This is a genomic window from Shewanella sp. GD04112 (assembly GCF_029835735.1).
Classification (GTDB): domain Bacteria; phylum Pseudomonadota; class Gammaproteobacteria; order Enterobacterales; family Shewanellaceae; genus Shewanella.
Window position 1 is genome coordinate 2,074,157 of record NZ_JAOEAL010000001.1, and the last position, 12,485, is coordinate 2,086,641.

Annotated in this window: 10 protein-coding genes; 2 read left to right on the plus strand and 8 right to left on the minus strand. The window is 49.1% G+C overall.

The features are described from left to right. Window positions 1-65 precede the first annotated feature (65 nt). Window positions 66-3,854 carry a S8 family serine peptidase gene (locus tag N7386_RS09285; RefSeq protein ID WP_126513004.1) on the plus strand — a complete coding sequence of 1,263 codons (3,789 nt, stop codon included), beginning with the start codon at window positions 66-68 and terminating at the stop codon, window positions 3,852-3,854. Window positions 3,855-3,916: 62 nt separating this feature from the next. Here the strand turns inward: N7386_RS09285 and N7386_RS09290 are convergent, their stop codons facing one another. Continuing rightward, the gene (locus N7386_RS09290) at window positions 3,917-4,264 is read right to left on the minus strand and encodes a hypothetical protein (protein ID WP_011622377.1); all 348 of its coding nucleotides are present in this window, start codon (window positions 4,262-4,264) and stop codon (window positions 3,917-3,919) included. 194 nt (window positions 4,265-4,458) lie between these two features. Continuing rightward, window positions 4,459-5,493, minus strand: coding sequence for a Glu/Leu/Phe/Val dehydrogenase dimerization domain-containing protein (locus N7386_RS09295; protein WP_011716761.1), 1,035 nt, complete (start codon window positions 5,491-5,493; stop codon window positions 4,459-4,461). A 279-nt stretch (window positions 5,494-5,772) separates the two neighbouring features. Between N7386_RS09295 and N7386_RS09300 the strand changes: the two genes are divergently transcribed. Then, on the plus strand, window positions 5,773-6,231 hold the full coding sequence (locus tag N7386_RS09300) for a DUF4826 family protein (RefSeq protein ID WP_023265484.1): 459 nt from the start codon (window positions 5,773-5,775) through the stop codon (window positions 6,229-6,231). 98 nt (window positions 6,232-6,329) lie between these two features. On the opposite strand, the gene N7386_RS09305 is transcribed toward N7386_RS09300, so the two are convergent. The 6 genes from N7386_RS09305 to N7386_RS09330 form a co-directional block, all read right to left on the minus strand. Further along, window positions 6,330-7,469 carry a cupin domain-containing protein gene (locus N7386_RS09305; RefSeq protein ID WP_086903582.1) on the minus strand — a complete coding sequence of 380 codons (1,140 nt, stop codon included), beginning with the start codon at window positions 7,467-7,469 and terminating at the stop codon, window positions 6,330-6,332. Between the two features lie 122 nt (window positions 7,470-7,591). Beyond that, window positions 7,592-8,962 carry an adenylosuccinate lyase gene (purB, locus tag N7386_RS09310; RefSeq protein WP_055648404.1) on the minus strand — a complete coding sequence of 457 codons (1,371 nt, stop codon included), beginning with the start codon at window positions 8,960-8,962 and terminating at the stop codon, window positions 7,592-7,594. Window positions 8,963-8,991: 29 nt separating this feature from the next. After that, window positions 8,992-9,609, minus strand: a complete 618-nt coding sequence (hflD, locus tag N7386_RS09315; protein ID WP_055648405.1) for a high frequency lysogenization protein HflD — start codon at window positions 9,607-9,609, stop codon at window positions 8,992-8,994. 3 nt (window positions 9,610-9,612) lie between these two features. Next, a complete protein-coding gene (gene mnmA, locus N7386_RS09320) occupies window positions 9,613-10,731 on the minus strand; it encodes a tRNA 2-thiouridine(34) synthase MnmA (protein WP_055648406.1) in 1,119 nt (372 codons plus the stop codon). 221 nt (window positions 10,732-10,952) lie between these two features. Next, window positions 10,953-11,444, minus strand: coding sequence for an NUDIX hydrolase (locus tag N7386_RS09325; RefSeq protein ID WP_086903583.1), 492 nt, complete (start codon window positions 11,442-11,444; stop codon window positions 10,953-10,955). Between the two features lie 70 nt (window positions 11,445-11,514). Beyond that, entirely contained in the window at window positions 11,515-12,312 is a 798-nt protein-coding gene (locus tag N7386_RS09330; RefSeq protein ID WP_164717941.1) for an rRNA large subunit pseudouridine synthase E, read from the minus strand. Between the last annotated feature and the right edge of the window lie 173 nt (window positions 12,313-12,485).

Consider the following 12,485-nt stretch of genomic DNA (forward strand, 5'->3'; position numbering starts at 1 on the left):
CAAGATAACAAACGTTGCTTAAATTTATTTGAGCAATCATAAGGTGATTTTTCAGGGAATATGAAATGAAACAACTTTTTAAGCGCAGTCGTATTGCAGCGACTTGCCTGGTGGCAATGGGTTTTACCCTCAGTTATTCAACCTTGGCTGAAGATAATGTTGCGCTGATGGAAGCGCAATCTGGCGCCGTACAATTTACCTTGATTACTGGCGAGGTGGTCACGGCCGTTGCTCGGGCCGATGGCTCACTCAGCGGTATCCGCCTGCTCGGCGAAAACGGTGCTGAGGTGATCACCAGTCTCTTCCAAAATCAGAATGGTCAATATCTTATCACTCCAAAGGCGCAAAAATGGGTAGAGTCCCATACTGTCGACATCGAGCTGTTTAACATCTCTAAGCTCCATGCGGCGGGTTATGATGATGCCTCCACCGATAAATTGCCGGTTATTATCGAATACCGTGATGGCACCCTAGCGGGTTCTGCTGTGCCTAATCCCATTGAAGGGGCTACCTTAACCGATGAGATTGAACTTATCGACAGCGCTGCTTTTGGGATCAGCAAACAACAAGCCGCCAAAGTATGGGAAACCTTAAGTACCGATGATGCGGTGAAGTCGGTATGGTTAGATGCGGTTGTGCATGCCCATAAGGATACGACTAACGGGATAAATGCGTTGGCAAACCTAACCCCAACCGTGCCGTTAACCGGTGCATATGGCAATTTAGCCAAGGCATTTAATGGCCAAGGTGTCACCGTGGCCGTGCTTGATACTGGCTACGATGTTCAGCATGGCGACTTGGCGGGCCAAGTTGTGCAGAGCAAAGACTTTACCTATTCCAGCAATGGCGTCGATGATCTTAACGGCCATGGTACACACACTGCAGCCACTATCGCGGGGACGGGGGTGGAATCTAATGGTCGCTGGGCGGGTATGGCGCCTGGTGCCAAATTGCTGGTGGGCAAGGTACTGACAAACTCAGGTTCAGGCTCGACAAGTGGGATCTTGAGTGGCATGCAATGGGCCGTGGCTCAAGGCGCCGATGTGGTTAGTATGTCATTAGGCGGCAGTGGCACCAGTTGTACAGGACCACTTGTCGACATGGTTGAAGCTTTGAGTGATAAGGCGTTGTTCGTGGTTTCTGCGGGCAATAGTTTTACCCGTGAGACCGTGGGGATCCCAGGATGTGCCCCGAGTGCGTTAACCGTGGGAGCCGTTGACCGCGATAATCACACCGCATCTTTCTCATCCCGTGGCCCTTCACCTGATGGCCATTCTGCGAAACCCGATATCGCATCCCAAGGTGTGGATGTCGTCTCTGCGGCCTCGGGAGGATTTGGGGCGACGGCTTATCGCGCCCTGTCGGGAACATCCATGTCGGCGCCCCATGTGTCTGGCGGCGCGGCCATTGTGATGCAAGCTAGACCCGAACTGACACCCCGCCAAGTGAAAGAAGTGCTGACTTCCTCTGTGGTTCCGACCGATGCCCATGTGCTAGAACAAGGCGCAGGTCCTATGGATGTTAATCGCGCTGTAGGACAAAGCATTATCGCGCCGCCGAATATGGAGCTCGGCTCCTTTGCCTATGATCAGGATATTGGCGTGACAGAAAAAACCATTAGTCTACGCAATTTATCCGACAAGGATATCAGCCTTAAGCTGAAAATGAGCTTGATAGGTGAGGACGGTAAGACGCGCATGCCAGCAACCCTAGCGGGGCTTAGCGTCAACAGCATTAACGTGCCAGCCAATGGAAGTGCTGAAATCCCTGTGTGGATTGACTCGAGTGTGGCACTGCGCAGTGGCGCCTATGGCACTATCACTGGGCGAATTGAAGGCACCACTACAGGCAAATCGAATGAGCGCATCACTGTGCCGATTTCATTTTGGATCCAACCGCCGCAAGTCAATCTGAGCTTCAGTGTCACCGATATGCGTGGCAAAGCCGCTTCTTCTCCGTCGAAAGTCTACTTAATGAACGAAGAAGATGATTGGGGACAAGCCGTTACGCTCAGAAATGGTCAGGCAAGTCTCTCTGTTCCTGAGGGCAATTACACTATCGTTGCGAACATCATGACCTACGATAATGACTCAACAACCTCTGGGTTAGTGGAGTCGGCGACCCAAATGGCGGTGCTGGATCGTAAAGTGAGCCAAGATACCCAGATTGAGTTCGACGCCCGCAATGCCGAAAAACTCGAGTTCAAGGCGAGCAAACCTTTGGCACCCCAAGGCTATGCGTTTGGCTTTACCTATGCGCTGGATGATAACAAAGTGGCGAAATTAGCCGCGATGGAGTTAGCGCCTGATTATGTGAAAGACATCTACACTTGGTCGCAGGGACATGATGATAGGTTCCGCTCGTTTGTCACCACGCGCGCCTTTGCTCCCGAAACCGTGCTCACCATGCAAAATGGCGAAGTGCTCGATTATAACAAGCAGGGCTTAGCCTTATCCTTTGATGGTAAAGGCAGTGCAGAAGTCGTGCCCGTTGGCGACGCGGGTTACAGCACCGACTGGACTCAGTTTGACTTAACGGGCCGTATTGCGTTGATTGGCAACCCTAATTATCTGACATCTTACATGGTGGCGAATGCCCTTAAAAACGGGGCGATTGGGGTTATCTTCTATCGTCCTGGTCAACATGGTCGTTATAAGGGGACGATTTCTGGCACGCCACGTATCCCCGCTGTTGGGATCAGTTCGGAGCAGGGTGAAGCCCTGTTAGCTCAGATTGAAGCGGGTAACAATATCGTCAGTTGGTCAGGTACGGCTGCGGAGCGAACGCCTTATGCCTACTCCATTAACCATATCACCGACGGGCGTATCAATGGTGGGCAAGTAGTGTTGCAAGAGCAAAAAATGCAGCGCATTCGTGCCAGCTATCATTCGCAAAATGATCAGCGCCCCATTTGGACCGATATGATGGCGATGACCAACAGCACCGGAGAGTTTTACTCAACCGGTAGCTCACAAATGGTGATGACGCCCGTGGTACGCGACGAGTACTACACGGCAACCAGCAAAAACATGTGGACTAACATTGTGATGCCCGGTATTCAGTTATCGACGGACGGCGGCTATTTTGATGGTCCAAGAATGATGACCGAAGGCACGGTTGAGACCACTTCTTGGCTAAAAGGCCCCAAGGCGGGGAGTTTGCTCACCAATGGTGGCGCCATTGCCAATCGTGATACTAACACTATCGACTTAAGCATTGTGCGGTTTGGCGATGCGGCAGGGCATGATGGTACGGGCGGGTATAATTCACAGTCGCTCTACGGACTCAAAGTGAATGGCCAGAGCACTTACTTAGACAGTGGAGTGTTTACGCTTCCCGATACCAATGCGCAAGTGGAGTTAGAAGTGCGATCTTACGCCCGTGGTGTGGGCAGTAGCTCACCGGTGAAGGACAATCTTGGTTCCTTCTATCAAGGGATTTATCAATTCAGCACAGACTCGAGTAAACAGGGCCGCCAAGCGGTGCTGACTCCTAAGCTCGACATTCCAGTGGCGATAGATAATACCTTGGCTGCAGGTGTACCTGTCGAAGTGAAACTCTCAGCTGTGATGGATGGTGCGTCGCAGGTGGATTTATCCGATGTCACGCTGCAATACGGTTATGGTCAGGAATGTTCGCTTGCGGCGATTTCGGTATCGATTTATTGCCCTGTATCGGCCAAATTTGCCGAAAGCGCTTGGAAAACCGCAGAAGTGAAATGGGTTAACGGTGAGTGGGTTGCCACAATCCCGAACGATTCCACAGCTGGTAATTTTGTTCACTTACGTGTGCAGATGAGTGATGGTAGTAGCGAAGCGAAACAAACCATGATGCGGGTGTATATGTTGAAGTAACACGCTTTTGTGAGCCAGTAAAACCGCGACTAGCCACGCTAGTGGCGGTTTTTATTTGGCAATTACAATGGCAGGAGGAGCATGAGTAGCACTAGACTTGAGCCGAGCAATAATCCCTGTTGCAACAGTCGCTGGCATTGCAGCAAATTATTTTTGCCTTGTTTTAAACTGGTAATAAGTTGATTGTGTTTATAAATTCGGCAAGTCAACTCATCGGTTTGAGGGTCGATAAACAACTTGAAACTGCATTGATGGCCATCATTGAGCTGCACTTTATGTATACTGTTAGGGCCAAAGTTAAACTTGCGCGACACCATTTGCCCATTCACGAACACCCGTTCAATTCCAAACCAATCACTGGCCTGTAGCTCAACCGAGTCCTGATTTAACTCGTACTTAAAACTGACCATATGCAATCCCTTCACTGACAGACGAGTGATTAATTCAAGCAGAGGCACATAGGCTTTTCCACTACAGAAAAGTGAATTTTACGTGGCGTTTTGGTATCTGATTGGTATTGAGAGGAATTTATTTTTTAGCTGGATAAGCGAAGTGAGGGAAGTGGTAGAGGCGGACAACGCGCTGTTGTCCGCCTACAGCATGATTATGCTTTTGCTGCTTGATAAATGGCACGGGCCATTTCGTCAGCAACCGCAGCAGTAGTACGGTTTTCAGCATCGGCTTTAGTGAAAATCTTCAGCAGAGTGTTGTAGATTTCTCTGACCTTAGCTTCTGATTTTGCCGCGTCATAGTCTTTTTCAAATGAGACGTTGATGATACCGCCAGCGTTAATCACATAGTCTGGAGCATACAGAATGCCCATTTCTTTTAGCTGCTCGCCATGGCGGACTTCGGCTAATTGGTTGTTGGCACAACCGGCAACAATCTTAGCTTTAAGCTGTGGCAGAGTGACATCGTTTAGGGTGGCACCTAATGCACATGGCGCATAGACATCAACGTCTTGGGCATAGATATCCTGTGGGGCAACGACGATAGCACCAAAGTCGGTAGCCACTTTGTCGAGTGAAGCTTGGTGAATATCGGTGACGATAAGCTCAGCACCTTCTTCATGCAGGTGTTTACACAGGTAGTAACCTACATGGCCCACACCTTGAACGGCAATCTTAAGGCCTTTTAAGCTGTCTAAACCCAGTTTGTGTTTAACGGCAGCTTTGATGCCTAAATAGGTGCCTAATGCTGTAAAGGGCGATGGATCGCCGCTCTTGCCTTCAAGACCCGCCATGTATGGGGTTTCTTGATGAGCGATCATGATATCCGCTGTTGTGGTACCTACGTCTTCGGCTGAATAGTAACGTCCACCTAGGCTATTGATAAAACGGCCAAACGCACGGAAGAGGGCTTCGCGATCAGGGCGCTTAGGATCGGCAATAATCACTGACTTACCACCGCCCATGGTTAAACCAGCAAGGGCGTTTTTGTACGTCATACCGCGGGAGAGGCGTAATACGTCTGTCAGGGCTTCATCGTCGGATTGGTAGTTCCACATCCGGCAACCACCCACAGCAGGACCTAAATTGGTGTTATGGATGGCAACGATGGCTTTTAAGCCACTCTCTTTATCATGACAGAATACGACCTGTTCATGCTCATCAAAGGATACATGATTAAATACAGCCACGTGAAGTTCTCCGCTATACACAATAAAACGTCGATGGAATCACTTCCCATCGACAGCTCGTTATATTTATTGCAGAACCATAGCATTTAGCGATACTCTCAACCATGCATAATGACCGAATAAATAGATTATTTGTGGCAATCTAGCTTTCCACTTTACGTAAACGTAAGGTTTTTAGTGTGAAACCAGTTTTTACTGGGATAATCTCAGACATTAGAACGATTCGCGTGCTGTCCCAAGAATGAAAGCCGCGTAATAACAATAAGATAGGACGGAAGTATGACTGAACAAGCTGTCGACCAGGCTCAACCAACAATCTCTCCAGAAGAAATGGAGAAAATGCGCCAAGAGTGGGTCAGAACTCAATTCCAAAAGGCGAACCGTTTTTTAGCGGAAAAAGGGGTGATCCCAAGTAAAGTGTTAGCCGACGAGAGCCGTTATCTGGCGCCTTATTTAGCGATTTGGAAAATGGAATCTAAGCGTCCTTCGGCCAAAACCTATTGGGTGATGTCTGGCGATTTACCGTCGGATTTCGTCGATGTCAAAGTCGCGAAAACGGCGCGTGATGCGATTCGTCATTTCTCTATGATGTGGCAGATGCAGGCCGAAAATTTAATCCGTTCAGGCGCGGTTCAACGCGATGCGACGCAGGCAAAATTTGCGCAATTATTAGTCTCACGTGCTGAGAGCCTGTATCGGATGCACAATGACGAAAAGCTTTGGAATACCAATGCTTAATCTTGTGTAATGGTAAAAAATTAAAGGCACTCAGTAGAGTGCCTTTATTGTTTTAGGTGACGCTAATCTGTCGACCTAACGCAGTAGTGCGCTAAGGCTTAAGCTTCATCATCACTTAAATAATATAAGCCTTGATTGATAAGCTGGAGCAGTAGCGCTTGCACTTCGGCATATTCACACAGTGCCATGGCGCTGTCGCGATCAAAGCTAACATGGTCGCTTAATTGAGTTAACACGGCTTCTGGTGTATTGGGTAGCTCATAAATTTCGCCATTGATGAATAAGCGGGATTGAGTGTCGTTTTCTAAACGCAGCACTTTTAAGCCGCCGATACGATTAACGCCAGCGCCTTGCTCGAACGCATCCTGCAGATCGTCGGCGTTATAGGCTTCTTCACCCTCACAAATATCCAGTTCAAAACGGTTTTGGCTCAACAGTTTACCCAGCACCACTTGGTAGCTGGTTGGATCTTGGGCGAGCTGGCTTAACAGCGACATGATCCCGAGTTGATGATCTTGACTGATCACGCCAGGATTCGCAGGCTCAGTTGCAGAGGTAAAACGCTGCTGACCTAAGTTATTGTCGAGCAGGTAATCGGCAACTTCACTGGCGAGTTCTTGTTGGCTCGGCGCGCGGTAACCAATTGAATAGCTTAAGGCTAAGGTTAAGGTTTCACCGCAGTGTGGGTAGCCAGGCGGAATATATAGCACGTCGCCTTTCTCTAATACCACGTCGATGATAGGCTCGAAGTCTTCCACCAGTGGCGAGTTCGGGTTACCGCCACGGCGTTGTTGCGGCGTATTAGCACCCACAGTCCAACGGCGCTCGCCTTCACCTTGGATGATAAACACATCGTAGTTATCAACGTGTGGACCGACACCGCCACTTGGCGTTGCGAATGACACCATCAAATCATCGAATCGCCAGTCGGGCAGAAAACGAAACGCTTCCACTAATGGCTGAGAGTCCGGATACCAATGGTTTACGGCTTGCACCAGTAATTGCCAGTGGGTTTCACCGTAATTGTCGTAATCCTCGAACGGGCCTTGGATCACTTCCCAGTTATCTTTTTGAGTGACCACGATGCGCGAGGTGATTTCTTCTTCACAGGCAAGGCCGGCAAGCTCATCGGCGCTGATCGGATCTTCAAAGTTAGGGAAGGCACCCTTGATAACTACAGGTTTTTGTTGCCAGTGTTCCTTGAGGAACTGGGCGATATCGAGATTGAGTGTATACATAGTGTCAAAAAAGGCGACTACATCGAATGTAACCGCCTTAATCCTTATTTATGGCTGATAAACAATATCAGCTCGCGCATGTTTGCTATTGCGACTTAGCAAACTCCGCTGAGCTAAAAATATTAGTTAAGCTCGTCGACGAAGGCTTCAGCACGGCCAATGTAGTTGGCTGGCGTCATCTTCTTCAGCTCTGCTTTCACTTCTTCAGGCAGGGCTAAACCGTCGATGAATGCTGCTAATTGCTGGGCATCGATACGCTTGCCTCGAGTCAGTTCTTTTAACTTCTCGTAAGGCTTTTCAATACCATAGCGACGCATAACGGTTTGTACTGGCTCGGCTAGGACTTCCCAGTTTTGGTCGAGTTCGGCACGTAAATGCTCTTCGTTCACTTGTAACTTGCTGATGCCTTTTAAGGTGGCTTGGTAGGCGATCAGCGAGTGGGCAATACCCACGCCCAAGTTACGCAGTACGGTTGAGTCGGTCAGGTCACGTTGCCATCTTGATACTGGCAGCTTAGACGCTAAATGTTGCATCAGTGCGTTAGCAATTCCAAGGTTACCTTCAGAGTTTTCAAAGTCGATTGGGTTGACTTTGTGTGGCATGGTTGATGAACCAATTTCACCCGCAACGGTACGTTGCTTGAAGTGACCAAGGGCAATGTAACCCCAAACGTCACGGTCGAAGTCAATCAAGATAGTGTTGAAACGCGCGATAGCATCAAACAGTTCGGCGATGTAATCGTGTGGCTCGATTTGTGTGGTGTAAGCGTTCCAGTGCAGGCCTAAGCTGGTAACAAAACGCTCTGACAATGCATGCCAGTTCACTTCTGGGTAAGCAGATAAGTGAGCGTTGTAGTTACCTACGGCGCCGTTAATTTTACCCATGACTTCAACAGCTGCGATTTGCTTGATTTGGCGCTCTAAACGTACCGCAACGTTGGCCATTTCTTTACCTAAAGTTGAAGGCGAAGCGGGTTGACCGTGGGTGCGTGACATCAATGGCACTGAGCGGTATTCAACGGCCAGTTTTTTGATGGCGCTGAGCAGTTCATTGCAGTATGGCAGAACCACTTGCTCACGGGCTTCGGTCAACATTAAGCCGTGGCTTAGGTTGTTGATGTCTTCAGAGGTACAGGCGAAGTGAACAAATTCACCCACAGCGGCGAGTTCGGCGTTGTCTGCGATTTTTTCTTTGATGAAGTATTCAACCGCTTTTACGTCGTGGTTGGTGGTGCTTTCAATGGCTTTCACGCGTAGCGCATCTTGCTCGCTGAAATTGTCTTTAATTGCATCTAACACCGCGATAGCAGACTCGCTCAGTGGCGGCACTTCGGTGATTTCTGGGCAATCGGCGAGTAATTTTAACCAGTTGATTTCAACTTGAACACGGTACTTAGTAAGACCGAACTCGCTGAAAATCCCTCGCAATGACGCTGTTTTACTACCGTAACGGCCGTCTACCGGAGAGATAGCAGTTAGTGCGGAAAGATCCATGTGAAGCTCCTTGATGAAAACTTATTTTATTATAGGGTAAGACTTTTCTTGGCTGTGTCTATGATGGCTTTACGGGCGAAGACTAAGTGTCGACGTTTACCGCCCAGTTGTCGCCATAACACTGCGCTGCGCATGGCTGCGAGCAGCAGGGCGCGAATTTTGTGTTGTACTATTGGACGTTGCAGGCACAGCGGATTACCTGAGATCTGAATCTTAGGTCCAAGATTACTGATAATGTCGCTATAAATACTGGCCAGATTGGCAATGACTTGCTCGTCGGTGATCGCAAAATGATGTAGCTGGCGATTCACTTGATTAATACGTTCGGCAAGCATGGCTAAGCCGCTGTTAGAACGGGTTAATTTACGTTCAAGCGCCAAAATACCGACCAGATAGCGGGTGATTTCCACATCTTTTTGACTGCTGTCGCCCAGTTGGTTTAACACCAACTTATAACCTTTGTGCAGCGCGGCCTTGTCTTGATAGACATCGGCGACGCTTTCAGGGTTGGTCACTAAAATGGTGTTTAAACTGGTCGCCAGCTCATCAGTGTCACTCTCACCATGACGGGCTAAATGCTGAACTTGCGCAATGGCCTGCAGTATTCCTGCAAAGGCCATCGTGCGATTATGGAGCTGCTCGTTCACGGCTTATCCTCGGATCAGTTGATCGATAATCCCGCCACCTAGGCACACTTCGCCATCGTAGAATACCGCTGATTGGCCAGGCGTCACGGCGGCAACAGGCTCGTCAAACACCACCTTGAGGGTATTGTCATCAAGATAGGTGAGGGTGCAGGGGATATCCTGCTGGCGGTAACGGGTTTTCACCACAATCTGGCTGCCTTCGGCGGGACCTTTGCGGTCGACCCAATGCAATTGATTGACGAACATGCCGTTTGACATCAAACGTGGGTGATGCCCACCTTGGCCAACCACTAACACATTACGTTTTAAATCTTTATCCACCACGTACCAAGGATCGTCATTGCTGTTTTTCATGCCGCCAATACCCAGACCCTTACGTTGGCCTAAGGTGTGGTACATCAAGCCTTGGTGCTTACCAATGACTTCGCCTTCGGCGGTTTCGATATTGCCAGGTTGCGCCGGTAAGTAATTGCCTAAGAATTCAGTGAATTTACGTTCACCGATAAAGCAAATGCCGGTACTGTCCTTCTTATCATGGGTAATTAAGCCCATTTTTTTAGCGATTTCACGCACTTCGTGCTTTTCGAGTTCACCAACGGGAAACAGGCTACGCGCCACTTGTTCATGGCTTAAGGTATACAGGAAGTAGCTCTGATCCTTGTTGTTATCAACTCCGCGCAGCATTTGCGTGGTGCCATCGGCATTATCGCGGCGGCGCACATAATGGCCCATGGCGATGTAGTCAGCATCGAGGATATCGTCGGCAAAGTCTAAAAAGGCTTTAAATTTGATTTCTTTGTTGCACATGATATCGGGGTTAGGGGTACGACCCGCCTTATATTCGGCGAGGAAGTACTCGAACACATTGTCCCAATATTCGGCGGCAAAGTTGACCGTGTGCAGTTTGATCCCAAGCTTGTCGCAAACGGCTTGAGCATCTTTTAAATCTTCAGCGGCCGCGCAATACTCGTCGTTGTCATCTTCTTCCCAGTTCTTCATGAAAAGGCCTTCAACCTGATAGCCTTGCTGCATAAGCAAATAGGCTGAAACAGATGAATCAACACCGCCGGACATGCCGACAATGACTTTTTTTCCTGTATGAGTGGGTTCGATTGATGTCATAGATCCTAAAAACCATTGAGTATATGTATCGGTTAGCCGCGAGAATGACTCACTTTGGTGGGCCACTCTCACGTTAAAATCTGCGTCTTCGCTTAGACTGTGTTTGATGGCAGACAAGCGAGCGATTCATCGAGCGGGTGTTTGCTAAAACAGCGCTTAAATGCCGTGTTGAATCGCGAATTTACGCGGGGGCGTATTCTATCACGCCTTGTCGCTTGGGGCTATCTTTGACATCCCGTTAGACGCTGACTATTGAGTAATTCGAGGGAGTAGGTTTGCCCCTGTTGCTGCTGATGGCGGTAATCCCTAAGGCAATCGAGCACCAATGGGCTACGAAGCTGCTCCATTTTGGCTTCGATTTGCTCAAAGCTCAGCCAATGGGCAGCATCGATATCCGCATCCTGTGGCTGAGGGGGGAGCAGTGCATCGACTTGTACGAAAAAGGTAAAGCGCACAAAAGCAAGGGTTTCACTGGCACTAAACTGATAAATCCCCACTAAGCCTTGGGGTTCGAGATCCAGCCCAGTTTCTTCGAGCACTTCACGTTTACAGGCTTGGATCAGACTCTCATTCGCTTCTAAATGGCCGGCGGGCTGGTTAAAGCGCTGCTCGCCATCGATCCACTCTTCCACTAACAGATACTTATCTTCGGTAGGCGCGTGGATAATACAGGCCACAGTCACATTGGGTTTGTATCTGAGTTTTTCTGCCACGCTAATCACCTTTTTATCTGTTGCTTGGGCACTGTGACATCCTGTTTATTGCATTCGCAGTGTTGTTAAATCATTCTGCCTTTTGAGTCACTTGGATGCATTTATGCTCACCCGTGGCTAAATCATCTAGACTCCATTGACCTATTTTATAACGAATGAGTCTTAAGGTCGGAAAACCAATATGGGCCGTCATCCGCCGAACTTGGCGATTGCGTCCTTCATGGATTTGAATTTCCAGCCAAGTGGTAGGGATGTTTTTTCGCTCACGGATCGGCGGATTACGCAGCCAAACATTCGGCGCTGGCATGATGCTGACCTTAGCGGGGAGTGTCATACCATCTTTTAATTCAACCCCTTGGCGCAGTTTCGCTAAATCTGCTTCCGTGGGCTCTCCCTCGACTTGCACCCAATAGGTTTTAAAGGTTTTCTTTTTCGGCTCAGTCAGTTTGGCCTGAAGTTGACCGTCGTTGGTGAGGAGTAACAAGCCTTCACTGTCGCGATCCAATCGCCCTGCGGCATACACACCCGGAATAGGGATGTAATCCTTTAAGGTCTTGCGGCCTTGTTCATCGGTAAATTGGCATAGGACATCGAACGGCTTATTAAATAAGACGATCATCGGCTCGCCTTGGGGTTTTGTGCGCGTAGCCGAAGAGCGCTGCTGCGAGCGAGGTTTGGCGCCGCTACGCTCTGCATTGTTTCGTTTAGCGTTTGCCCCTTGCTGTAAACTTGGCTTGGCATTTTTGGCGAAGGTATGGGGTTTCTTGGCGCTATTGCGGTTATCCGCCGGATTGGCGCGCCCTGTAGCGGGGCGTTTGCCGCTGGCGCGTGGGCTGGATGCGGTTGCTGGCGTGCTGTTTTTGTTCATGCTGTGGCTAATAGTCGCTGTAAGCTGACGACCGAACTTAAAAGTTTGAGGACGTGTATCAATAATCTGTACACAGTGTACTTGGCATTCGCCGTTAGTGGAATTTGAATATTACTGCGAATGCTCTATGATGTCGGCCTGAAAATGTGATCTACGCCTAAATGTTTGTTAGG